General features: G+C 72.5%; 23 protein-coding genes. 13 read left to right on the top strand and 10 right to left on the bottom strand.

Going from position 1 to position 23,439, the window contains the following annotated elements:
* The first annotated feature begins 186 nt into the window (after positions 1-186).
* The 3 genes from O7631_RS15630 (at position 187) to O7631_RS15640 (ending at position 2,090) form a co-directional block, all read left to right on the top strand.
* On the top strand, positions 187-1,032 hold the full coding sequence (locus tag O7631_RS15630; RefSeq protein WP_278144882.1) for a peptidase M23: 846 nt from the start codon (positions 187-189) through the stop codon (positions 1,030-1,032).
* Positions 1,033-1,138: 106 nt separating this feature from the next.
* Complete coding sequence (locus O7631_RS15635) at positions 1,139-1,285, top strand: hypothetical protein (protein ID WP_165435705.1); 147 nt, start codon at positions 1,139-1,141, stop codon at positions 1,283-1,285.
* 49 nt (positions 1,286-1,334) lie between these two features.
* Positions 1,335-2,090: an EcsC family protein gene (locus O7631_RS15640; RefSeq protein WP_278144883.1), complete on the top strand. Its 756-nt coding sequence runs from the start codon at positions 1,335-1,337 to the stop codon at positions 2,088-2,090.
* A 16-nt stretch (positions 2,091-2,106) separates the two neighbouring features.
* Here O7631_RS15640 and O7631_RS15645 read toward each other — a convergent pair whose 3' ends face one another.
* Together O7631_RS15645 and O7631_RS15650 are read right to left on the bottom strand one after the other, a co-directional pair.
* Positions 2,107-2,958: a GDSL-type esterase/lipase family protein gene (locus tag O7631_RS15645; RefSeq protein WP_278144884.1), complete on the bottom strand. Its 852-nt coding sequence runs from the start codon at positions 2,956-2,958 to the stop codon at positions 2,107-2,109.
* A gap of 121 nt (positions 2,959-3,079) precedes the next feature.
* Entirely contained in the window at positions 3,080-3,673 is a 594-nt protein-coding gene (locus O7631_RS15650; RefSeq protein WP_278144885.1) for an antibiotic biosynthesis monooxygenase, read from the bottom strand.
* Positions 3,674-3,795: 122 nt separating this feature from the next.
* Here O7631_RS15650 and O7631_RS15655 point away from each other — a divergent pair, with 122 nt between their 5' ends.
* The 5 genes from O7631_RS15655 (at position 3,796) to O7631_RS15675 (ending at position 8,547) form a co-directional block, all read left to right on the top strand.
* Positions 3,796-4,059, top strand: coding sequence for a DUF6343 family protein (locus O7631_RS15655; protein WP_088990477.1), 264 nt, complete (start codon positions 3,796-3,798; stop codon positions 4,057-4,059).
* 12 nt (positions 4,060-4,071) lie between these two features.
* Positions 4,072-5,487: an NADP-dependent succinic semialdehyde dehydrogenase gene (locus tag O7631_RS15660; RefSeq protein WP_278144886.1), complete on the top strand. Its 1,416-nt coding sequence runs from the start codon at positions 4,072-4,074 to the stop codon at positions 5,485-5,487.
* A gap of 64 nt (positions 5,488-5,551) precedes the next feature.
* Positions 5,552-6,517 (top strand): TIGR03885 family FMN-dependent LLM class oxidoreductase, encoded by a 966-nt coding sequence (locus O7631_RS15665; protein ID WP_278144887.1) that lies wholly within the window; start codon positions 5,552-5,554, stop codon positions 6,515-6,517.
* A 204-nt stretch (positions 6,518-6,721) separates the two neighbouring features.
* Positions 6,722-8,293 carry a Na+/H+ antiporter gene (locus tag O7631_RS15670; RefSeq protein WP_278144888.1) on the top strand — a complete coding sequence of 524 codons (1,572 nt, stop codon included), beginning with the start codon at positions 6,722-6,724 and terminating at the stop codon, positions 8,291-8,293.
* On the top strand, positions 8,290-8,547 hold the full coding sequence (locus tag O7631_RS15675; protein ID WP_278144889.1) for a UBP-type zinc finger domain-containing protein: 258 nt from the start codon (positions 8,290-8,292) through the stop codon (positions 8,545-8,547). Before O7631_RS15670 ends, O7631_RS15675 begins: the two co-directional genes overlap by 4 nt.
* On the opposite strand, the gene O7631_RS15680 is transcribed toward O7631_RS15675, so the two are convergent.
* The 4 genes from O7631_RS15680 to O7631_RS15695 form a co-directional block, all read right to left on the bottom strand.
* A complete protein-coding gene (locus O7631_RS15680) occupies positions 8,523-9,062 on the bottom strand; it encodes a hypothetical protein (protein WP_278144890.1) in 540 nt (179 codons plus the stop codon). The two genes, O7631_RS15675 and O7631_RS15680, sit on opposite strands and share 25 nt — an antisense overlap.
* The gene (locus O7631_RS15685) at positions 9,029-9,796 is read right to left on the bottom strand and encodes an MFS transporter (RefSeq protein WP_278144891.1); all 768 of its coding nucleotides are present in this window, start codon (positions 9,794-9,796) and stop codon (positions 9,029-9,031) included. Before O7631_RS15685 ends, O7631_RS15680 begins: the two co-directional genes overlap by 34 nt.
* A gap of 82 nt (positions 9,797-9,878) precedes the next feature.
* Positions 9,879-11,129, bottom strand: coding sequence for an HNH endonuclease signature motif containing protein (locus O7631_RS15690; RefSeq protein WP_278144892.1), 1,251 nt, complete (start codon positions 11,127-11,129; stop codon positions 9,879-9,881).
* A gap of 199 nt (positions 11,130-11,328) precedes the next feature.
* The gene (locus tag O7631_RS15695) at positions 11,329-12,243 is read right to left on the bottom strand and encodes a hypothetical protein (RefSeq protein ID WP_278144893.1); all 915 of its coding nucleotides are present in this window, start codon (positions 12,241-12,243) and stop codon (positions 11,329-11,331) included.
* 236 nt (positions 12,244-12,479) lie between these two features.
* Between O7631_RS15695 and O7631_RS15700 the strand changes: the two genes are divergently transcribed.
* Complete coding sequence (locus O7631_RS15700) at positions 12,480-13,136, top strand: HAD family hydrolase (RefSeq protein ID WP_278144894.1); 657 nt, start codon at positions 12,480-12,482, stop codon at positions 13,134-13,136.
* 46 nt (positions 13,137-13,182) lie between these two features.
* Here O7631_RS15700 and O7631_RS15705 read toward each other — a convergent pair whose 3' ends face one another.
* Positions 13,183-15,792 carry a glycoside hydrolase family 9 protein gene (locus O7631_RS15705; RefSeq protein WP_278144895.1) on the bottom strand — a complete coding sequence of 870 codons (2,610 nt, stop codon included), beginning with the start codon at positions 15,790-15,792 and terminating at the stop codon, positions 13,183-13,185.
* A 260-nt stretch (positions 15,793-16,052) separates the two neighbouring features.
* On the opposite strand from O7631_RS15705, the gene O7631_RS15710 reads away from it, so the two are divergent.
* Positions 16,053-16,778 (top strand): protein phosphatase 2C domain-containing protein, encoded by a 726-nt coding sequence (locus O7631_RS15710; RefSeq protein WP_269680024.1) that lies wholly within the window; start codon positions 16,053-16,055, stop codon positions 16,776-16,778.
* Positions 16,779-16,787: 9 nt separating this feature from the next.
* On the opposite strand, the gene hrpB is transcribed toward O7631_RS15710, so the two are convergent.
* From hrpB to O7631_RS15725, 3 genes are read right to left on the bottom strand one after another with little or no spacing between them, the layout of a single operon-like run.
* Positions 16,788-19,331: an ATP-dependent helicase HrpB gene (hrpB, locus tag O7631_RS15715; RefSeq protein WP_278147948.1), complete on the bottom strand. Its 2,544-nt coding sequence runs from the start codon at positions 19,329-19,331 to the stop codon at positions 16,788-16,790.
* Between the two features lie 28 nt (positions 19,332-19,359).
* Positions 19,360-19,560, bottom strand: coding sequence for a DUF397 domain-containing protein (locus O7631_RS15720; RefSeq protein WP_088990465.1), 201 nt, complete (start codon positions 19,558-19,560; stop codon positions 19,360-19,362).
* A 41-nt stretch (positions 19,561-19,601) separates the two neighbouring features.
* Positions 19,602-20,426, bottom strand: a complete 825-nt coding sequence (locus O7631_RS15725) for a helix-turn-helix transcriptional regulator (RefSeq protein WP_278147949.1) — start codon at positions 20,424-20,426, stop codon at positions 19,602-19,604.
* 183 nt (positions 20,427-20,609) lie between these two features.
* Between O7631_RS15725 and O7631_RS15730 the strand changes: the two genes are divergently transcribed.
* The 3 genes from O7631_RS15730 to O7631_RS15740 are packed head-to-tail and all read left to right on the top strand — an operon-like array spanning position 20,610 to position 23,383.
* Positions 20,610-21,236, top strand: a complete 627-nt coding sequence (locus tag O7631_RS15730; protein ID WP_278144896.1) for a GPP34 family phosphoprotein — start codon at positions 20,610-20,612, stop codon at positions 21,234-21,236.
* A 48-nt stretch (positions 21,237-21,284) separates the two neighbouring features.
* A complete protein-coding gene (locus O7631_RS15735) occupies positions 21,285-22,796 on the top strand; it encodes an APC family permease (protein ID WP_278144897.1) in 1,512 nt (503 codons plus the stop codon).
* Entirely contained in the window at positions 22,793-23,383 is a 591-nt protein-coding gene (locus O7631_RS15740; protein WP_278144898.1) for a GNAT family N-acetyltransferase, read from the top strand. Before O7631_RS15735 ends, O7631_RS15740 begins: the two co-directional genes overlap by 4 nt.
* Positions 23,384-23,439: the final 56 nt, after the last annotated feature.

Here is a 23,439-nt window from a genome sequence, read left to right on the forward strand (position 1 = left end):
TCCGATGTGTCCGCCTGTCCCCGGCCGGGCCGCGCTGAGGGGAATGCCGGCTTCATCCGGTACGCGAGGTCTGCTCCTCGGGCGGGTCGACCCGACCCTGTCGTCCACCGGAGGGGACCGGGTGTGTGGCGATCACCACGTGATCACCGTGCGTGATCGGCGTTTCCACCTGCCTAGCCTCGGTTGATGCGTGACGACGGCACCCTCGACGACCCGTACGCCCCGAGTACGCCCACTGCCGATACGGAGGATGGCACCTCAGCCGAACGGACAACCGCCGCGAGCCGGCTCCGGGCGTACGCCCGCGACCTGACCGGTCGACGCCGGGCGCAGGTGGCGCTCGCCACCGGGGTGGTGTGCTGCCTCGGCCTCGCCGCCGTCGCGCAGGTCCGGGACGACAGCGCGGACGCGGCGACGCGGGGCGCGTCGCCGTCCACCTCCGAACTGGCCCAGCGCGCCGAACAGCAGACCGCCTCGCGTGGCCTCGAGAGGACGGCTGCCCCGAGCGCATCCGCCACGGCGACCCCGGCCGACCCGGACACCACCGCTCCGGCGCGCAAGGCCAAGCCGACCCGCCCGACCCGCCCGGCGCCCGTCGCCGGCCTGGACCGGGCCCAGATGGACAACGCCGAGGCCATCGTCCGGACCGGCCGCACGATGGGGGTGCCCCGCCGCGGGCTGGTGATCGCGGTGGCCACCGCCATGCAGGAGAGCAACCTCTACAACGTGGCCAGCGGCGTGCTGCCCGAGTCGCAGGACTACCCGCACCAGGGCGTCGGCTGGGACCACGACTCGGTCGGGTTGTTCCAGCAGCGGTCGAGCAGCGGTTGGGGCCCGGTGGGTCGGCTGATGGACCCGGAGTTCGCCGCCCGGCAGTTCCTCGCCGCACTGGAGCAGGTGCCCGGCTGGCAGGGGATGCGGCTGACCGACGCCGCTCAGGCGGTGCAGGTGTCCGCGTACCCCGAGCACTACCAGCAGCACGAATGGCGGGCCACCCGGGTCGTCGACGCCATCGTGCCGGCGGGGCGGTAACCTACCGACCACTGTGGACGGTGAGGGTTGAGGCTGTCGCATCCCGGGTACATGTGTTGCGGGTTACGGGTACACATGACGCAGGGATCATCGACAGGAGGACGCCATGTCACTGATGCAGCGAATCACCACGTTCCTCAGATCGCCGAAGGGGCAGCAGTTGGTGGAGCGAGGCCGTCGGGAGATGGCCAAGCCGGCCAACCAGCAGAAGCTCAAGGGGCTGGCGGCCCGGCTGTCCAACCGCCGCCGCTGACCGCTCCATCGGCCGCCCTGTCCGCCATCTCCACCCCTGGGGAGACCAGGTGACCGACACCCCACCCTTCGGCGGCCAGCCCGCCGCCCCCACTCCGCAGCCGTCCGCCGGCCTGCCGGCCGAGCCGGTGGACGCCCCCGAGGGTCCACCGGCCCGTCTCTGGGACCGGATGCGCGACGACCCGCAGTACGCGCCGGAACACCTCGCCCTGGAGGCCGTACGCCGGCTCGGGCCGGAGGCCGTGCAGTGGGCCGCCCGGGCCCGGGCCGAGCAGCCCGGCGTATCGGCCGACGTCCTCGCCGACCAGGCGGCCCGCAAGTTCGTCAACCTGGCCCGGCTGTCGGGCGCGGTCTCCGGAGTGGCCGGGCTGCCCGGGGCGGTGATCGACGTGGGCGTGCTGGCCTGGACCCAGGCGCGGATGGTGCTGCACATCGCCGCCGCCTACGACGTCGACCCGCTGCACGGCGACCGGGCCACCGACCTGCTGGTGCTCCAGCGCGTGCACAAGGTCGCCGAGAGCGCCCGGCTGGCTCTCGGCGTGGCCGCCGGCCGGGAGCGCGCCGACGCGCTCTTCGGCCTGGGCGGCCAACGCCCGCTCGGTCGGGTCATGCTGCAACTCGGCGTCCGGCTGGCCCAGATGGCCGGTGTCCGGGCCGCCAAGCGGATGGTCGCCAAGGTCATCCCCGGCGCCGCCATCGTGCTCGGCACCTGGGCCAACTCGTCGGCCACGAAGGACCTCGCGAAGCGGTCCCGGGCCCTCTACCGGTCCCGGGGCGGTGGCGTCCCGGAGCCCCGCCAGCGCTGAGGGTCGGCCGGTCCGGTCAGTTCGCCAGGCCGGAGGCGCGCCAGGTGACCTCGGCGATGCGACCCTGGCCGGTGGCGTTGGGGTGGAACCAGTCCAGTGGGTTGAGCAGGTCCAGAGTGAACCGGACCTTGTGCACCGCGCCGCCGTCGTGCCGGCAGCGTGAGCCGTACGCCCGGCAGGCCGCCACCAACTCGGTGTTGTACGCCTGGATCCGCTCCCGCACGGCGGCCCGGCGAGCCCGGTCGGCCGGGGCCGTCGAGGTCGCCTCGGCCAACAGGGACGGGCAGATGCCCCGTCGCCACGCGCGAACCGCCCGGGAGTCGCCGTGCCCGACCTCCCAGAGCCGGTACAGGTCGGGAATGCTCACCACCAGCACCCGGGCCTTCGGGCGGCCGGTCTTCAGCACCCGTAGGCCCCGGTCGACGTTGGCACGGAACTCGGCGACCGGCGTCATCGCGTCCACCCCGCCCCGGCAGACGTCGTTGGCGCCGATCAGCACCGTGACGTAGTCGGGCCGGTCGCGTACCGCCGCCTGGGCCTGGCCTTCCAGCGCGTCCGCGCGGGCACCCGGACGGGCGTGGTTGTACGTCCGGTCGCGGATCGCCGAATTCTGCTCCAGCAGCCGCCGGTAGTGGCTCTGCACCCGCAGGCCGTCCCCTGTCGCCCAGGAGTTGCGTTCGCACGACGTCAACACCAGGCAGGACGCGAAGCCGGTGGTGATCGAGTCGCCGAGCGCGGCGATGCCACCCGGCCCGCTCGACGGCGGGGCGCTCTTGGTGGGGCGAGGTGTCGCGGAGGTGCCGCCCTCGCAGGCCAGCGCCACCAGCGCCGCGGTACAGGCCAGGGCGGCGACCCAGCGTCGAGGCATGACGTCTCCCGTTTCCCGCAGCACAGAGCGACAGCGCGGTAACTCTATGCGCAGGACGGGGTTTGTCGCGAAGTTGCTGTCGGCTATGCGGCAGAGCGCCGACGCGGACGCTGTCGGGGTGCTATAAGCCCCGCCAGGGTGCCCGCTGGCCGTGCAGCCACCAGTGCAACGTCCGGGTGATCCAGGGCAGCACCAGGTACGTCATCAGCGGGGTCAGGCAGAGCGTCATCAACAGCACCCGCGCCGCCAACGGCACCGCGCCGAGGAAGTGACTCGTCAGCAGTGTGGCGCTGAGGCTCAGTGGGAAGAACGCCAGCCAGATGGTCACCGCCTGCTTCCACCTGGGCGGCGACGCCGGAGCGACCGGCGCGACCAGGTCCACGGAGTGCTCCGACGGAGGGTCGAACCACCCCTCGATGCCGGTACGCCGCTCGACCCGGGTGTGCTCGACGATGCCCTGCGCCGAGCTCAGCCACCAGTGCCGCTGCGGGGACTCCTCCCACCGGCGCAGCGTCTCGGCGTCGGCGAAGCGGTAGAGCATGTGCCACTCCGGCGAACCCGGGCCGCTCTGCACCCAACCGGCGCCGAGGAACCCGGGAAACGCCTCGGCCAGTGCGGTGCCGGCCCGCATCCAGGCCACCATCTCGCTGGACCGGGCCGGGTCGACACGGCGGGCGATGGCGACGGTCACCGGCACGGCGAGGGTCATTGACATGCGCCCATCCTGCGGTCGGCGGGGCCCCGGGCGCGAACGGATGTAATCGAGCACACCAGCACCGCCGGGGTGGGAGCGCGCGCCGCCGGTTAACCCGGCCGATCGGGGGTAGGTGCGGGGGTATGACGAGATCGCAGCCCCGGCGCGCTCGTGGCACTGTCGGCCACGCGTACAGCGCGCTGAACCTCCGGCTCACCCTCGCCGGCTTCGGGCTGGTGATCATGGTGGTCTTCGCGGTGTTGGCGTTCTGGGCCGGCATCGCCTGGCTCGGCGTGGTCTGTGCGATCTTCGCTGTGGTCGCCGTGGTCGACCTGGTCGTGATCCAGCGCCGCCGCGCCGCCCGCCGCCGCGAGGAGCCGGGCGTACGCCACTCGTTGTTCGAGTGACAGGAGGACGAGATGCCCCACATCGCCACCACCAACCCCGCCACCGGACAGGTGCTCAAGACCTACGAGGCGATGTCCACCGAGCAGCTCGACGGTGCCATCGAACGCACCCACCTCGCGTACCAGCAGTTGCGGGCGACGATGGTCGACCAGCGCGCCGGGTGGATGAACGCCGCCGCCGATCTGCTCGACGCCGAGCGCGACGAGATCGCCCGGATCATGACCACCGAGATGGGCAAGACCTACGCCTCCGCGCAGGCCGAGGTGACCAAGTGCGCCACGGCCGCCCGCTTCTACGCCGACCGGGCCCCCGCGTTCCTCGCCGACGAGCCGGCCGACTCCGCCGCCGTGAAGGCGACCCGGGCGTTCATCCGCTACCAGCCGATCGGTGTGGTGCTCGCGGTGATGCCGTGGAACTTCCCGCTCTGGCAGGTGATGCGTTTCGCGGCGCCGGCGCTGATGGCCGGCAACACCGGTCTGCTCAAGCACGCCTCGAACGTGCCGCAGACCGCCCTGCTGCTGGAGGACGTGTTCCGCCGGGCCGGCTTCCCCGAGGGGGCCTTCACCACGGTGCTGGTCGGCTCCGACGCCGTGGACCGGATCCTCAGCGACCCCCGGGTGCGCGCGGCCACGCTCACCGGCAGCGAGCCGGCCGGTCGGTCCATCGCGCAGATCGCCGGACGAGAGCTGAAGAAGACCGTCCTGGAACTCGGCGGCAGCGACCCCTTCGTGGTGATGCCCTCCGCCGACGTGGACCGCGCCGCCGAGGTGGCCACCACCGCCCGCTGCCAGAACAACGGTCAGTCCTGCATCGCCGCGAAACGGTTCATCGTGCACACCGACGTGTTCGACGCCTTCGCGGAGAAGTTCGCCGCGAACATGGCCGCGCTGCGGGTCGGTGACCCGATGGACGCGAACACCGACGTGGGTCCGCTGGCCAGCGAGCGGGGCCGCGACGAGGTGCACGCCCAGGTCCGCGACGCTGTCGACAACGGCGCCACGGTGCTCTGCGGCGGCGAGCTGCCGGGCGGTGACGGGTGGTTCTACCCGCCGACGGTGGTCACCGACCTCACCCCGCAGATGCGGATGTGGTCCGAGGAGGTGTTCGGCCCGGTCGCCGGCCTGTTCCGGGTCTCGTCGTACGAGGAGGCGATCGAGGTCGCCAACGGCACCAGCTTCGGGCTCGGCTCGAACGCCTGGACCCGGGACCCGGACGAACAGGAGCGCTTCGCCACCGACCTGGACGCGGGCAACGTCTTCGTCAACGGCATGACCACGTCCTACCCGGAGTTGCCGTTCGGAGGAGTGAAGAACTCCGGTTACGGGCGGGAGTTGTCAGCGCTCGGAATGCGGGAGTTCTGCAACACCAAGACGGTCTGGGTGGGCGAGGGCGCTGCCTCGGCCGGTGCGGGGGCGCACGCGGAATAGCGCGGGGGCGCACGCGGAATAGCGCACGCATCAGCCGACGCCGACGTGGGTAGGAAGTGCGCCCATGACGACGTTCGGATTTCACGCCTCGCATGAGCAGATCGGCCCGCGTGCCCTCCTGGAGGCGGTGATGCACGCCGAGCGGGCCGGCTTCGACGCCGCCATGTGCTCCGACCACTTCTCCCCGTGGAGCGCCCGGCAGGGCGAATCCGGCTTCGCCTGGTCCTGGCTGGGCTCCGCGTTGCAGGCCACCGGTCTGCCGTTCGGGGTCGTCAACGCACCCGGCCAGCGGTACCACCCGGCGATCATCGCGCAGGCCATCGGCACCCTCGGCGCGATGTACCCGGGCCGCTTCTGGGCGGCGCTCGGCACCGGCGAGGCCAGCAACGAGCACATCACCGGCGACCCGTGGCCACGCAAGGACATCCGCGCCGCCCGGCTGCGCGAGTGCGTGGACGTGATCCGCGCGCTCCTGGCCGGCGAGGAGGTCAGCCACGACGGCCTGGTCCGGGTGGACCGGGCCCGGCTGTGGACCCGCCCGGAGCAGCCGCCCGCGCTGGTCGGCGCCGCCGTCAGCGTGGCCACCGCCCGCTGGTGCGCCGAGTGGGCGGACGGGCTGATCACCGTGAACGCGCCGGTGGCGCACCTGCGCGAGATGATCGACGCCTACCGGGACGCCGGTGGGCGCGGGCCGCTGCACCTCCAGGTGCACGTCTCCTGGGCGCCCGACCAGGCGCAGGCCGAGGCCATCGCGTACGACCAGTGGCGCAGCAACGTCTTCGCCCCGCCGGTCTGCTGGGACCTGGAGACCGCCGAGCACTTCGACGTGGTCTCCGCCGACGTGCCGGCGCAGCGGGTCGCCGAGGTGGTCAACGTGTCGGCCGACCTGGGCCGGCACGTCGGCTGGTTGGAGGAGTACCTGGAACTCGGCTTCGACCAGATCGCCCTGCACCACGTCGGGCAGGAGCAGCGCGGGTTCATCGACGCGTTCGGCAGCGAAGTGCTGCCGAAGCTGCGCCCGACTGGCTGATCGGGGCTCGGGTCCGCCGGACCCCTAGGGCCTGTTTCATAAGAACTGGTCGGCCTGCGGCGGGCCCAGACGACGCCCGGCGGCGTTGCGGTTTCGTCCGGATACAACACCGGTATCCGGACGAAACCGCGCCTTGCCGGATCGCCGCCCGGACTCCGCCTCGGCTCGACCGCCCTTATGAAACAGGCCCTAGGCTCGTACCCCATGGAAAGCCTGTTTCCGGTCGTCGTCTTCCTGGCGATCGCCACCCTGGGCGCCGCGCTGGCCCGCCGGCTCGGCTTGCTCGCGCCGATCGTGCTGGTCGTGCTTGGTCTGGCGCTCTCGTTCGTGCCGGGCTTCCCGCAGGTGCACCTCGAACCCGAGTTGGTGCTGATCGGCATCCTGCCTCCGCTGCTCTACGTGGCAGCGCTGGAGACCTCGGTACCGGCGTTCAAGAACAACATCCGGCCGATCCTGCTGCTCGCGGTCGGCCTGGTGCTGTTCACCGCGTTCGTGGTCGGGTTGGTGCTGCACCTGCTGCTGCCGCAGTTGCCGTTCGCGATCTGCCTGGCCCTCGGCGCGGTGGTCGCCCCGCCGGACGCGGTGGCCGCCACGGCGGTGGCCCGGCGGGTCGGCCTGCCCCGCCGGGTCGTCACCATCCTGGAGGGGGAGAGCCTGGTCAACGACGCCACCGCGCTGGTGCTGCTGCGGGTCGCGACGATGGCCACGGTCGGCTCGGCGGTCGGCACCGCCGACGTCGCCATCGAGGTGCTGCGGGCCACCGGTGGCGGCATCCTGATCGGGGCGCTCGGGGCGGTGGTCTTCGGGTTCCTGCACCGGCGGATCACCGACCCGTTGCTGGACAACGCGCTGTCGCTGATCATCCCGTTCGCTGTGGTGTTCACCGCCGAGCACCTGCACGCCTCCGGAGTGGTCGCGGTGGTCGTCACCGGCCTCGTGCTCGGCCACAAGCTGCCCCAGTTGCTGTCGGCGGCGTCCCGGTTGCAGACCGGCGCGTTCTGGCGGCTGGTCCGTTTCCTGCTGGAGGGCCTGGTCTTCCTGCTGGTAGGACTCCAACTGCGGGAGGTGCTGCACGACCTCGACGAGCCGATCGGCTCGCTCGTCCTCATCACGTTCGCGGTGCTCGCCGCCGTCTTCCTCACCCGGTTCGTCTGGCTCTTCCCGGCCACCTACCTGGCCCGGTTGGTGCCCCGGGTCCGTCGCCGCGACCCCAGGCCGTCGCCAAAGTTCCCGATCATCATCGGCTGGGCCGGGATGCGCGGCGTGGTGACCCTGGCCGCCGCTCTCGCGTTGCCGCTGACCCTTGCCGACGACGAGCCGTACCCCCGGGCGTTGTTCATCTGGTTGGCCTTCGCGGTGATCGTCTTCACACTCGTCGGCCAGGGCGCCACGCTACCGTTGGTCGCGCGTCGGTTGCGGCTGCCACCGGACGACCCGGTGCAGGACGCGTTGTCCGCCGCCGGTGTCCAGCAGCAGGCCAGCCGGGCCGCCCAGGACCGCCTCGACGAGTTGGCCGACAGCGCACCGGAAGCGGTGGTGGACCGGCTGCGTCGAGCGGTGGAGGACCGCACCAACATGGCGTGGGAACGGCTCGGCGGCACCGACCGGGAGACCCCGTCGCAGGCGTACGGTCGGCTGCGGCAGGAGATGATCGACGCCGAGCGGGATGTGTTCCGGGCTGCCCGGGACTCCGGTCAGATTCCTGAGGAGGTGCTGGTGCGGGCCTATCGTGACCTGGACCTGGAAGAGTCGTTGCTGCGGGAGGTCGAGAAGTGAGTTGTGAGCACCTGACCGAGGCGGGTGCCGTCGAGGCGCGCACCCCCGACGAGTGCGCGGACTGCGTCGCCGCCGGCGACACGTACTGGGTGCACCTGCGTACCTGCCTGAGCTGTGGGCAGGTCGGCTGCTGCGACTCGTCGCCGAACCAGCACGCGAGCAAGCACTACGCGTCCACCGGGCACCCGGTGATCCGCTCGGCGCAGCCCGGCGAGGCGTGGCGCTGGTGCTACGTCGACGAGGAGATCGGCTGACCGCTGGTCGGCAGCGGCTCGGCGCGGTGCGTCAGGGCCCGTCGGGTCAGCGGGGGCACCGCCAGACCGGTGACCGCGAGCAGCCCGGCCAGGGCCAGCCATCCGATCGGGCCTCCGTCGAGGATCAGCCAGGTCAGCAAGGCCGGCCCGGCCGCACGGGCCAGCCCGGCGAGCAGTGCGTCGACCCCCTGGTACGCGCCGATGGCGTCCGGGGCGGCGAGGTCGTAGGCCAACGCCGCCCCGGCACCGCTGTGCCACAGGTCGCCCACGGTGTACACCACCGTCGCGATCAGTAGCAGGCCGACCGCCACCGAGGTGGGCACGACGGCGGTCGCGGCCCAGAGCAGCATCCCGGCCGCGAGCACCAGGCCGGCGCGCCGCATCGTCGCCGCCGCCGGCAACGCATGTCGGGCGCTCCCGCTGAGCCGTACCGCGAAGAGCACGGTGAGCAGCGTGTTGACCAGGAGCACGGCCGCGACCGTCACCGGGGGCGCGTCGTGCGGGTCACCACCCACAGCGGCAGGATCAGCGTCAGCGCGACCCAGTGCAGGGAGAGCACCGCCGAAGCGCCGGCGACCGCGAGGAAGCGCCCGTCGCGCAACGCGCGACCCGGTCGCGGCGGGAACGGCCGCCGGACCGGCGGATACGACGGCAGTCGCATGATCAGCGCCGCCGAGACCAGGTAGGTCGCGACGTTGCCGAGCACCAGCAGGCGGTACGCCCACCCGGTGTCCGCCACCAGCGCGAACGCGGCCACCCCCGCGCCGAGCGTCACGCCCAGGTTCGCCACCGCGCGCAAGGTGGCGAAGGCGTGCACCCGGCCCTCCGGCCCGCCGACCGCGGCGACCAGCGCGGCACGGACCGCCAGGTTGCCGGAGACCAGCAGTGCGTCCAGAGTGGCCACCAGCAGGAAAATCGGAAACGAGCCGACCACCAGGTACGCGGCGGCGACGGCGGCCTGCGCCAGTTGGAGGACCGCGCGCAGCGCCCGGGGATCACGCCGGTCGGCGAGCCCACCGAACGGCACACCCGCGGTGAGCCCGACCAGGCCGGCGACGGTGAGACCCAGCCCCACCTCCGTCGGCGTCAGCCCCACGAAACGGGTCAGGTAGAGCGCCGCAGCGGTCACCCACAACCCCGTGCCGACAGTGTTGGCCAGGGTGGCCAGCGACAGCGTGCGCAGCCGACCGGGCGGCGGCAGCGGCGACAACGACCGCCAACGACCGCGGAAGCCTGCCCGGGTGCCCATCCACCGACCCTAGAGCCGCTGCCCGCACACCGACGCCCCGCACAGTGCGGCCCCCGTCACAGCCCGTGGCCGGGTCGTCTGGTCACGTCCGTCGGTGGTATTGGTTGCGGCGGGGGAGCTGATCGGGGTCGAGCCAGGCCGGCGGGACGAACTCCGGGTGGCCGTCGCCGCCGAGCCGGACCGCCCACTCACCACGGTGGACGTGTCGGTGATGGTGGGAGCAGAGCAACACGGAGTTGGCCAGGCTGGTGCCGCCACCGTCGACCCAGTGGCGGATGTGGTGGGCGTCGCACCAACGCGGCGGGCGGTCACAGCCCGGGAAGGCGCAGCCGCGGTCTCGCAGGACCAGGGCGCGTCGCAGAGGGCCAGTGACCAGTCTGCGTTGCCTGCCCACGTCGAGTGTCTGGCCGCTGCCGCCGAGGACGGCCGGCAGAATCGCCGCGTCGCAGGCGAGACGACGTACCGTCTCCGGGGTGATCCGTGGCCCGGTGTCGAGGGTGCCGGCGGCGAGCTGCCGGGTCAACACGTCGAAGCTCGTGGTGACGACGACCTGGGCGGCCTCGCCGCCGTGCTCGGGTAGCTCGTCGGTGCGCAGGGCGAGCCGGCAGAGGTCGGCGAGCGCGTCATGGCGGCGTTGCCCGGCACAACGCGGATCGTCCGGACCGGACGGAGCCGTCAGGGGGTCGAGCGCGGCACGCAGCAGACCGGCCGTTTCGGCATCCAGATTGCCGGACAGGCGCAGCCGCCCGTCGCGCCGCTCAGACAGTGTGAGGTGACGATCCTGGCCGGCTCGACGCGCCTCGGCCTCCAACGCCGCCCGCGTCGCGGCTTCGGCGACCTCCGGGGCGACGTGGTCGAGGACCCGGGTGCCCACCTTGCGCAGCAGCGCCGGCTCGAACTGCCCGGCCCACTCGACCAGGACACCAACCGCTTTCTCGGCCGCCTCGGCGCCGGCTGCCGTGTGCACGGTGCTCACCGTGTCGCTGATGACCCGGGCCTGCTCCACGCTGATGTCTCCGCTGGCCAACGCGGCGCTTACCCCGGGCGCTCCAGTGTCGAGCGCAGCGGCGAGATCGACCAGCCGGCGAGCGGCGGAGACGCTGAGACGCAACCGGTCCCGCAACCACACCGCCGTCGACGACGCGCCCTGCGTCAGGGCCGTGCCACGGCCGTCCACCTCGCGCACCAGGGCCAGTTGCACGGCCGCCAGGCGCTGCTCGAGCCGGTGCGCGGCGTCGAGTGCTGCGACAAGGTCGTGCTCTGGAAGAGCCCACACCGAAGCGTCGAGGCAGTCGGCCACTGCGGCCTCCGCCTGCGCCAACCCCTCCAACATGGACTGAGAATAGAACAGGTGTACGACACTTTCGCGGCCTGCGCGGACACTGCCGCGCAGCGATTCGAAGGGCCTCTGGACGCTCTTTCCACCCATGGTCATGGGGGGTGTGGGGATCGCTCCCGGTCCCGAGGACGGTCAGTAGGGGAAGGCGCAGCGGGCACTGAGATCCGAGCGCGGGCACCGTACGATCTCGGCCTCACTGGGCCACCTGGCCGGCGAGGCGTTCGGTCGCGAGGCAGGAGATGAGGCAGCGCTCCTTGGCGTCGCCGCTCAATCGGGCGGTCCAGTCGGTGAGGCCGCCGTCGCCGATCTCCAGGTCACCGTCGAGGAGGCTGATCCGTATGGCGCAACCGGTGTAGTAGCCGCGACCGCGCGTGCGCTCCGGCTCGTCCACGAGCGGCACGGCGCCCTCGTCGAGCACCGGTCGGACGGTGTCCGCGAGCCGTTCCCGGACGGCATCGTCGTCGAGGGTCGTGACGTGCAGCCGCGGCGTGGCCGCCGGCACCAGCTCGGCGAGGACCGTCTGCCAGTAGGTGAGATGCCGGATCAGCAGGCGGGCCTGGGTGCTGCCCGAACCGGTGTCCCGGGCGCTGGACACCAGGGCGAAGAGCCGGAAGTGCGACGACGTGCCGCTGCCGAAATCCTGTGCCCGCAGCACACGATGGGCGGCGGCCAGGTGCACCTCGTCCTGTCGACGGCGACGCACGGCGGCCTCGATCGCGAGGGCGTTGGTGGGGTCGCTCAGCACCTCGCTGGCCCGCATCGTGGTGACGATCCTGTTCTGGCTGCCCGGCGCGACCGCCGAGCAGGCGCCCACCGGCACGACCGGCGACAACTCCACCCCGGCGACGTCGGAGGGCAGCAGTTGCCACATCCGGGCCTCCACCCGAACGAGTAGGCGCGGATCCGCGCCGGCCGGGCGGACGAACCGGTCCTCGTGCCAACGGCGTACCAGCTCGGACGGACGCACCATCGCCGACCGGTCGCGGGCCACGCCCAACAGCAGGCTGCGCAGATCCGCGCCGGACAGCCCGGCCAGTGCGGCCCGCGATCCCGCAGGCATCGCCGCCCACACACGACGTTCCGCCGCGGTCAGATCACCGTCGTCCATGGCCCCCACCATGGCCCACCCGGAGCGACGGTTCCACCGGGTTTGGCGCGCGCGGTTGGTGAATCGTCTACGACATCAGCTCGAAAGCACCCGACACAAGAACTGCATGAGCAGCCCGCAGCCCGCAGCCCGCAGCCCGCAGCCCGCAGCCCGCAGCCCGCAGCGGGGAGCGGGCAGCGCGGGAGTCGATGGCCATTTATGCTCCGCCCGGCACTGCGTCATGACGGGGGTCAAGGATGATCAATGCGGTCTTCTTCGATGTCGGCGGAACGATTCTGGACGAGTCCCGCGAGTTCGCGGCATGGGCGGACTGGCTCGGCGTTCCCCGACACACGTTCTCGGCGGTCTTCGGTGCGGTGATCGCCCGAGGGCAGGACTACCAGGAGACGTTCCGAACCTTCCGCCCCGACTTCGATCTCGCGGCCGAGCTCGATCGTCGGGCGAACGCCGGTCAGCCGGAGACGTTCGGTGCGGAGGACCTCTACCCGGACGCGCGCGGGTGCCTGACCGCGTTGCGGGACCAGGGTCTGTTGGTGGGCCTGGCCGGTAACCAGCCGGCCCACGCCGAGGCGACCCTGCGCGCTCTCGACCTCTCCGTGGACGTGATCGGCACGTCGCACGGTTGGGGTGTGGCGAAACCGTCGGCCGCCTTCTTCGAGCGGGTCGTCATCGAGGGCGGCGGCGACGCGTCGTCGATCCTGTACGTCGGCGACCGGCCGGACAACGACGCACGTCCGGCCCTGGCGGCCGGGATGAAGGCCTGCCTGATCCGGCGCTCGCCGTGGGGGCACATCCTGGACCTCCCGGCCGTGGCTGAGCAGTGCCTGTTCCGCATCGACTCGCTCGACGACCTGCCGGGTCTGGTCGCCGCATACAACGCGGTACACGTCTAGGGCCCTGGGTGGCCGCCCCGGGGGAAGGCGGCCACCCAGGAAGACGTCAGCTCAGCGAGCAGGCCGCGCCGTTGACGGTCACCAGGCCGGGGCTCGGGTTGGCGCCCCCGGTGGTCGTCGCGTTGAAGCCGAACATCACCGAACCACCCGGCGCGATCTTGGCGTTGTGCGACTCGTTTCGTGCGGTCACCGTCGCGCCGGACTGGGTGACCTTCGCCAGCCACGCCTCGCGTACCCGCTGGTCGCCGGTGAACGCGAACCGCACGCTCCACCCGTTGACGGCCGTGGCGCCGGTGTTGCGGATGGTCAGCTGGGCGGTGAACCCGGTGCCGCCCTGCCAGGCGCCGTAGTTGGTGTAGGCCACCGAGCAGGTGGTGGCCGGCACCGCGCCGGAGTCACCCTGGTCGGCCAGGAACGAGGCGATCCAGGTCAGCGCCGAGTTCCAGTTGATCGCGACCTCGTTCGTCGAGTACGAGTTGATGTCGTCGACGTAGCAGAACATCGGCTCGCAGCCGGCCAGCAGCTTCGCCACGAACGGGTCCTGGAGGGCCGCGTTCGGACCACCGGCGAGGGAGCCGGCCGGCGGCCGGGGCATGCTCGGGTCGAGCTGGTGGCCGAAGATGCGACTGTGCTGGTTCTGCGCGGCGTGCTCGCCCCAACCGGTGACGTAGGAGATGTTCAGCGCGTTGCGACCGAGGATGTAGTCCATCGCCTGCACGGCACCGTCGCGGTAGACGGGGTTGCGGGTCAGGTCGAACGCGGTGGCCAGCACGACGGCGTTGTTGATGACGTTGCCGTTGCCACCCCAGAAGTAGCTGTCGGCGTCACCGGGCATCGGCAGCCCGTACGCCTGCCGCCGCAGCTCGGCGAGGTACGCGTCGGCGGCCGTGGTGACCGAGGCGCGAACCCGGGCCAGGTCGGCGGCGGGCAGCCCGTTCGGCACGGTGGCCAGGTCGAGACGGCCCAACGCGGCGACGCTCTGCCAGCTGAAGCCGCGCGGCTCGAACACGTTGCCGGTGTGGTGCGGAGATGCGGTCAGGTCGGCCAGGTAGATCTGCGCCCCGGTGGTCAGGTACAGCTCGGCCGCCGCCCAGTAGAACTCGTCGGTGACGTTGCTGTCGTCGTAGGCGCCACCGCCGGTGCCGTCGGTCGGGCTGGCGTACACCGCGGGGTTGGCCTTGGCCGCGCTGTAGGCGGTCTTCGCCGCGGTGGCGCAACGGTTCGCGAACGCCGCGTCGTAGGGGGCGAACAGGCGCGCGCACTGGGCGGCGGTGGCGGCCATGTTGAGGGTGGCGGCTGTCGACGGCGGGTGCAGCTCGCGCGGCTGCGGGTCGTCCTGCGGGGCGAGCGGCAGCCCGGTCCAGTTCTGGTCGTGGATCTTGTGGTGGACCATCCCGGCGAGCGGCTTGCCGGCCGGCACCTGCATGCGCAGCAGGAACTCCAGCTCCCAGCGGGCCTCGTCGAGGATGTCCGGTACGCCGTTGCCGCGCTCGGGCACCCGCAGGGTGCTGTCGCCCAGCGCCGCGCCGCCGTCGGCGGTGGCGGCCGTCTTGGTCCGCTCGAAGGTGCTCAGCAGCTGGTAGGTGGCGATGCCGCCGTTGACCACGTACTTGCCGTGGTCGCCGGCGTCGTACCAGCCGCCGCGCACGTCCAGCGAGTAGTCGCAGACGCCCGGCTGGCAGGGCACGCTGGTGTCGCCCTGGTTGGGTGCCACGCCGAGGTGACCGGCGGGGCGCGCGTACTCGTCGCCGATCAGGTCACCGTCGATGGCGATGCCGCTGCGCTGGGCGTAGAAGAACTGCAACGAGTCGGAACGCAGCTGGTCGTAGAGCGTGCCGGAGATGTCGAACGGGTGGCTGGTCTCGCCGTCCACGGTGAGCGTGAGCCCACTGGCCGGGGTGCGGTAGCTGGAGAAGTCGACGGTGTGCACGTTCTGCCCGGAAGCGGCGTCGACACCGCGGGCGGTAGTGGTGCCGCTGGCCACGACGGCACCGGCGGCGGAGCGCAACTGCCAGGGCAGCGCCGTGGTGGCCTCGGTGACGACAGTGGCGTTCTTCGGACCGCCGGGCAGGTAGCCGACCTGGTTGACGCGGACCCGTGGCCCGGTGTCCGGCACGTACGGCTCGGGCGGCTCGCCGCCGCGCAGCGAGACGTCGTCCAGGCAGATGGTCTGCGCCTGGGCGGCACCACCGACCTGGAAGATCAGTTGGGCGTTGGGGTTGTCGTCCGGCACGGTGAAGGTCTGCTCGACCCGCTGGAGGGTGCCGGTCGCGGCGGCGTCGACGGCCGCGTACGTGGTGTAGGGGGCGCTACCGAGCTGCAGCACCGCCTTGACGGCGGCGCCGGGTGTGGCGGATACGGAGAAGCCGAGGGTGTATTCGGCGCCGGCGATCAGCGGCACGCCGTCCTGGCCGATGCCGGCGTCCCACGGGTTGGCCAGGCCGCCTGCGACGGTGGTGCAGAGCTGCCCGTCGGTGACCGCGAGCGCGCCGGTGCCGAAGGAGAACCAGGGGCTCACCCCTTCGCTGAAGTCGCCGTTGTCGATCTGCTCGGGGGCGTCCGGTGGTGGGTCGGCGTGGGCCGCGCCGGCGCCCGCGCCGGTGAGGGCCAGAGTGGTCGCCGCTGCCAACAGGAGGCGGCGTCGGGATGACGTCACGGGGAGTCCTTCCGGGACGGAAACGGGACGGTGGTGGCGACAAGAAGCTGGGAGCGCTCCCAATATCGGCTCGATGTTTCCAGCGTCGGTAGACGATGTCAATTGATCCGGTTGGATGGGTTGTGGCATCCGACATGGGCGGTCGGGCGCGGCGGCGCACCCGCACGCCGCGTCACCAAGACGTGAGATTGGCCGCGCCACGCGCCGTCGTCCTGATCTCCTAGAGACAACTGCGCCCTTCGCCTGGCAGGCTGCCTCCCATGACCCTGAAGCTGCGTTCCGTGGGAACGAGCGACCGTGGGCTGATCCGCAGCGGAAACCAGGACGCCCTGCACGCCGGCACCTGGCTCGTCGCCGTCGCCGACGGCATGGGCGGAATGGCCGCCGGCGACCTGGCCAGCGCCCTCACCATCGACGCCGTCGCCCCGCTGGACGTGGAGACACCCGAGGACGCCCTGGTCGCCGCGCTCGAAGGCGCCATCGCCCTGGCCACCTCCCGCATCCGGCAGGCGGTCGCCGAGGACCCCGAGCGTCAGGGCATGGGCACCACACTGACCGCCCTGCTCTTCGCCCGTACCGGCAGCTGCCTGGCCCTCGCCCACGTCGGTGACTCCCGGGCCTACCTGTTCCGCGACGGTGTGCTCAAGCAGGTCACCCGGGACGACACGTTCGTCCAGATGCTGGTCGACCAGGGCGTGATCACCCCGGACCAGGCCAGCAGCCACCCGCGACGCGCCGTGGTCACCCAGGCGTTGCAGGGCGACGAGGTCTCCCCGTCGTACGCGACGATGGTGCCCCGGGCCGGCGACCGGTGGTTGCTGTGCAGCGACGGTCTCTCCAACGTCGTCCGCCCGGACACCCTCACCGAGGTGCTCAGCGGTTACCCGGACCGTTCGGAGTGCGTCGGCAAGCTCATCGACCTGGCACTGCACGCCGGCGCACCGGACAACGTCACGGTGGCGGTGGCCGACGTGTCGGAGGAGTAGGGGCGACGGTCAGCGCCGGCGCGGGGTGGCGTGCCGCGTGGGCGTCGCCGTGCCCGGGTCCTCCGGCCACGGGTGCCGTGGATAGCGTCCGCGCAACTCGGAACGGACCTGCGGATAGCCGGTGCGCCAGAACGAGGGCAGATCGGCGGTGACCGCCACCGGACGGCCGGCGGGGGAGAGCAGGTGCAGCAGCACCGGCACCCGCCCGTCGCCGACGCGTGGCGCCACCGACCAGCCGAACGTCTCCTGGAGTTTCACAGCGAGCACCGGCGCGGCCGGGTCGGTGTAGTCCACCCGGATCCGTGAACCGCTGGGCACCTCGATCCGCTCCGGGGCCACCTCGTCCAGTCGGGCCGCCTGCGCCCAGGGCAGCAGTCGGCGTAGCGCCGACGTCACGTCCGCCCGCGCCAGATCGGCGCGACGCCGGGCGGCCGCCAACTCCGGCCCCAACCAGGTGGGTGCCGCGTCGACCAGCGCCGCGTCGCCGACGTCCGGCCACGGGTCGCCCAGGTGGTGCCGGAGGAACGCCAACCGCTCGCGCAGCGCCCGCGCCGCCGGCGTCCAGGTCAGCAGCCCCAGGCCCTCCTGACGGAAGCCGGTCAGCAACGCCGCGGCCACCTCGGCCCGGTCCGGCCGCTCCAGCCTCCGCTGGACCAGCTCGATCGCGCCCAGGCGGGTCACCTCCCGCGCCACCACGTCCCCGTCGGACCAGCCCACCTCCCGATCGGTGCGCAGCAGCGGGCCGGCCGCCTCCCGGGCCGTCGCCTCGTCCACCGGCGCGGCCCGGCGGATCCGCGCCGCCGACGCGCCGGGCGTGCGGTCCGCGACGGCCACCGCCAGCCAGTCGGCACCGGCCAGCCCCGAGCCGGCCGCCAGGTCCGCGGCGGTCCCGCCGGTCATCAGGTACGCCGACCCGCCCGGCCGCCGCACCCGGGCCAACCGTTCCGGGTACGCCAGACCGACGAGCAGCCCGGCGGCGAGATCGTCGCTCAGCGCGGTGCCCCGGCTCGCGGCACCGGCTCCGGATCGGCTGTCACCCGCGGTGCCCTCGGTGGGCAGCGCGGCGCGTAGCCGTCGTACCTCGGTGCGCCAGCGGGCGGTCGCGCCCGCGTCGACACCGGCGCGCAGCCGACGCCAGCCGGCCCCCAGGTCGTCGCCGGGGCCGGCCGTGCTCTCCTCGGCGAGCAGGGCGACCACCTCGGCCGCCCGGTCGGCGCCGACCCGACCGGCGCCGTCGAGCAGCGCCCGGGCCAGCCGGGGATGCGCTCCGGCAGCGGCGATCGCGCGTCCCCGGGCGGTGATCCTCCCCTCGGCGTCGACAGCGCCCAGGGTGCGCAGCGTGTCCCGGGCCACCGCCATCGCGGCGGCCGGTGGCGGGTCGGGCAGCGCCAGCCCGACACCGTCCGGCCGCCCCCAGGCGGCCAGCTCCAGCGCGAAGCCACTGAGGTCGGCGGTGGCGATCTCCGGCTCGGGCCGTGCCGGCAGTCGCTCGTGGGTCGCCGCCGACCAGCACCGGTAGACGTACCCGGGAGCCTCCCGGCCGGCCCGGCCCGCCCGTTGGGTGGCGGCGGCCCGGGAGACCGGCACTGTGACCAGCGCGCCCAACCCTCGGGCCAGGTCGATGCGGGGCACCCGGGACAGACCCGCATCCACCACGACCCGCACGCCCGGGACGGTCAGGCTGGTCTCGGCCAGGGCGGTGGCCAGCACCACCCGGCGTCGATCAGCCGGACGCAGGGCGGCGTCCTGCTCGGCGCCGCGCTGCCGACCGTGCAACGGCAGCAGCGCGACAGCGTCGCGCAGGTCGGCCAGCCGGCCGGTGACCGCGGCGATCTCGCCGGCCCCGGGCAGGAAGACCAACACGTCTCCGTCGCGCTCGCGCAGCGCGCGCCGGATGGTGGCGGCCACGTGGTCCAGCAGCGCCCGGTCCACCGGCCCGGCCCCGGGTGGGGCGATCGGGCGCGCCGGCGGCGACCAGATCCGCGTGACCGGGTGCAGAGCCGAGTCGGCCCGTACGACCGGGGCCGGTGTGGGCCCGCCGAGCAGCGCGGCGAACCGGTCGGTGTCCGGGGTGGCGGACATCGCCAGCAACCACAGGTCCGGCCGGAGGGTGGCCCGCGCCTCCACGGTGAAGGCCAACGCGAGGTCGGCGTCGAGTTGTCGTTCGTGGCACTCGTCGAGCAGCACGGCGCCCGTGCCGGGCAGCTCCGGGTCGTGGTGCAGCCGCCGCAGCAGGAGGCCGGTGGTGACCACCTCCACCCGGGTGTCCGGCCCGACCCGGCGTTCGCCGCGGACCGCGTAGCCGACGCGTTCGCCCACCCGCTCGCCGAGCAGCTCGGCCATCCGTCGGGCGGCGGCGCGGGCCGCCACCCGGCGGGGTTGGGCGATCACCACCCGACCGGTGACCCGGTCGGCGACGGCCAGCGGCGCGAGGGTGGTCTTGCCGGTGCCCGGCGGTGCCACCAGCACGCCGGTGCCGGCCGTTTCGAGTGCCGCGACCAGCGCCGGCAGCACGGGGCGTACCGGCAGGTCCACTGTTACGTCGGAGAGCACGGCCCAGTCTCGCACCGGCGCAGACGCCTCAGCGGCGACGGACCTCGCTCACGCCGGACACGAAGGCCCGCCAGGCGGCCGGGCCGAAGGCGAGCACCGGACCGGAACGGTCCTTGCTGTCGCGTACGGCGATCTGACCGTCGGCTGTCGCGACCTCCACGCAGTTGCCGTTGCCACTGCTGCGCGTGCTGGTGCGCCAAGCCGCTCGGGTCAGGTCGTGCGCCGTCATCCGGGGTACCTCTCGTCTGCGTCGGCGTGCCACCGAAGCGGTCACGCAAAGTTACGAGAAGCATGCTCAAGACGGGTCAAGGACGCCGTCGGATCGAGCGCCATCCGGCACAGCTCCTCGTGCAGAAGGCTATACCCGAGCACCTGGTCGGCCTCCTCCAGAGCCAGTCCCATCGTGAGGTTATCCAGGTAAACCACGGACGCGTCGCCGGCGTCGGCGAAGTTGAGGATCACGTACGGGGTGCTCATCGCGGGGTGGCCGCCGGCCGCGAAAGGAAGTACCTGAATTATTACGTTCGGTAACTGCGCGATCCGGCTCATGTGGACCAACTGTTCGGCCATCACCGCGGGGCCGCCGACCGGGCGCAGCAGCACCGCCTCGTTGAGCACCACCGAGAGCTGGACCGGGTTCTCGCGGCGCAGGACCTCCTGCCGGTGCAGCCGGGCCGCGACCTTGCGCTCCAGGCCGTCCTCGCCGGCAGTGCGGCGGAAGATCTCCCGGGCGTACGCCTCGGTCTGCAGCAGCCCCGGCACCGACTCGGCCTCGTACGTGCGCAGCGCCGCCGCCTCGGCCTCCAGCCCCACGTAGAACTCGAACCACTCGGGCAGCACGTCGCTGTAGTTCTGCCACCAGCCGCGTTGCTGTGCCCCTCGGGCGATCTCGATCAGGGCCTCCGCGTCCGAGCCGGTCACCTCGTAGAGGGCGAGGGCGGCCCGGACGTCGCGCGGTTTGATCCCGATCTGCGCGGTCTCGATCCGGGAGAGGTTGCTCTTCGACATGTCGAGCTGGCGGGCGGCCACGTCGAGGGTCATGCCCGCGCGTTCCCGGAGCTGGCGAAGCTCCCGGGCGATGCGTCTGCGGCGCACGGTCGGGCTGGCGGCGGGTCGGTTGGTGGGGGTGGCGGTCACTGTCCGAGTCTGACAGACCAAGATCCGCAGGTCGCGCCTGCACGGAGTGCAACTTTCAAATCTGGGAGTTGCGTTGCAATAGCTCTCGGTGCATCCTTTCCCGGTCGCGATCACTGTGGACACACCTGTGCGGGAGGGCCGTTGCTCATCGCCGACGAGTTCTTCCTGATCGCACACAACGACAGTCGTGGCAAGGCCAAGCTGCACCCGGCGGCGACCGGGCTTGGGTTGGCCAGCGGGCTGCTCGGCGAGTTGCTCCTCTACGGACACATCACCGTGTCGGCCGGGCAGGTCACCGTCATCGACCGACGCCCGCCGGCGGACGCGCTGGCGCACACGGTGCTCGACCAACTGATCGGCGAGCCCCAGCACCAGGAACTGCGGACCTGGCTCAGCTTCCTGGCGCAGACCGCGACGACCTCGGTGGGGGAGCGGCTGGCCCGTGCCGGCGTGCTGCGCCGCCAGGAGAGCCGCCGGTTGCTGCGCACCTCGGTCACCTACCTGCCGATCGACCTCAACGCGGTGGCCTGGCCGGCAACCCGGCTTCGCGCACTGCTGGACCGGCCCGACCCGCCGAACGTGCCGGACGCGTTGCTGCTCGGCCTCGTGGCGGCCGCCGGGCTGACCCGCGAGGTGCTGTGGAGCGCCGGCCCGCGCGCCCACCACCGGTTGAACGTCCTCATCCCCGCGCTGCCGGCGCCGCTGAAGGAACTGGTCGGGCACACCGAGGCCGCCGTCGGCGCCGCCGTGCTGCGCGGCATCCCCTGATTTCCCCGGTAACCCCCTACCCTCCCCCTCGACGACCGGAGTAGTCGTATGCCCCCGACATCGACAGTCGACCGACCCAGCAACGTCTCCGATGCCCTGGCCCGAGGCCGCCTCGGCATCCCCACGGTGATCTTCTTCGTGCTCTCCGCGGCCGCGCCGCTGACCGTGGTGGCCGGTGTCGTCACCACCGGCTACGGCGTCATCGGGGTGACCGGCATCCCGCTGGCCTTCCTGCTGGTCGCCGCCGTGCTCGCCCTGTTCTCGGTGGGCTACGTGGCGATGTCGCGGCGGGTGGAGAACGCCGGCGCCTTCTACGCCTACATCTCCCGAGGTCTCGGCCGCCCGGCGGGCGTGGGCGCCGCCTGGGTCGCGTTGATCGCGTACAACGCGCTACAGGTCGGGCTGTACGGCACCATCGGCGCGGCAGCCGAGCCGGTGCTGGACCGGATCTTCGGTGGGCACCCGCACTGGGCGGTCGTGGCCCTGGTGGCGTGGGCGTTGGTCGGCCTGCTCGGTCTGCTCCGGGTGGACATCAACGGTCTGGTCCTGGCCGCGCTGCTGGTCGCCGAGATCGTGGTGATCCTCGTGTTCGACCTGGGGCAGATCGGCAACCCCGCCAACGACCAGGTCAGCTTCGCGGGCTTCTCGCCGGACAACCTCTTCGTGCCGGGAGTCGGCGCGGTGCTGGTGCTGGCGATCCTGGGCTTCGTCGGCTTCGAGTCCGCCGTGGTCTTCAGCGAGGAGAGCAAGGACCCCAAGCGGACCGTGCCGCTCGCGACGTACCTCTCGGTGGCGATCATCGCCGGGCTGTACGCGCTGTCGTCCTGGACCATGACGGTCGCCGTGGGGCCGGACAGGATCGTCGCCGAGGCCGGAGAGCAGAGCGTGGGGCTGATCTTCAACCTGGCTGCCGCACATCTCGGCGACACCGTGGTCACCATCGGGCAGGTGCTCTTCCTGACCTCCGTGCTCGCCGCGATGATCTCGTTCCACAACACCACGGCCCGCTACACGTTCGCGCTCGGCCGGGAGCGGGTGCTGCCCACCGTGTTCGGGCAGACCTCGGCCCGCTCCGGGGCGCCCCGGGCGGCCTCGCTGGCGCAGAGCGCCCTCGGCCTGGTGGTCATCCTGGTGTACGCGATCAACGGCTGGGACCCGGTGGTCCAGCTGTTCTTCTGGGGAGGCACCACCGGCGGGTTCGGCGTACTGCTGCTGATCGCCACCACCTCGGTTGCCGTGATCGCCTACTTCGCCCGATCCGCCGGTGGCGAGAACGTCTGGCGGCGGGTCGTCGCGCCCGGCCTGGCCACCGTGGCGCTCGTTGTGATCATCTGGCTGGCGGTGTCGAACTTCGCCAACCTGCTCGGCGTCGCGCCGGACTCCACCCTGCGGTGGGCGTTGCCGGCCGTGTACCCGGTGGCCGCCCTCCTGGGCATCGGCTGGGGGCTGGTGCTGCGCGGCAACCGTCCCGACACGTACGCCCGCATCGGCCTGGGCGCGGCGAGCAGCGCCGCCGTCGTCGCGCCGTCGGCGCAACCCACCGCGGAGGCGACCCGATGAGCGTGGTCATCGAGCGGCTCGGGCCGGAGGAGACCGCTCTCGTGGCGGGTCGGATCGCCGAGGCGTTCACCGTGCTGGAGGTGACGTACTGGCTGGTGCCCGACGCGAGCAAGCGGGAGGCCGTGCTGGCCGGGGACTTCGAGATCCTGGTCGGCCACGCCATGCGGCACGGCATGGTGCACGCCACCGAGGACCGGGCGTCGGTCGCGGTCTGGTTCCCGTCGGTCGGTGAGCCGGCGCCGCCGCCCGCGGACTACGACGCCCGACTGGCCGCCGCCTGCGGTGAGTGGACCGACCGGTTCCAGCACCTCGACGAGCTGTTCGCGGCGCACCACCCGCACCCGGACCACCACCACCTGGCCTTCCTGGCGACCCGGCCGGACCGGCAGGGGCAGGGGTTGGGGAGCGCCCTGATGCGGCACCACCACGCCTGGCTGGACGCCAACGGGATGCCCGCGTACCTGGAGGCGAGCAGCCCGCGCAGCCGGGACCTGTACGCGAAGCACGGCTACCTGGCCGGGGAGCCGTTCCGGGTGCCCGACGGTACGCCGTTCTGGCCGATGTGGCGGGAGCCGGCGGGAAACTGACCGCACCGTCCCGTACGTACTGTCACGCTCACGTGACAGTACGAACAGAAGGAGAG

Source organism: Micromonospora sp. WMMD967, from assembly GCF_029626165.1.
GTDB classification, from domain to species: domain Bacteria; phylum Actinomycetota; class Actinomycetes; order Mycobacteriales; family Micromonosporaceae; genus Micromonospora; species Micromonospora taraxaci.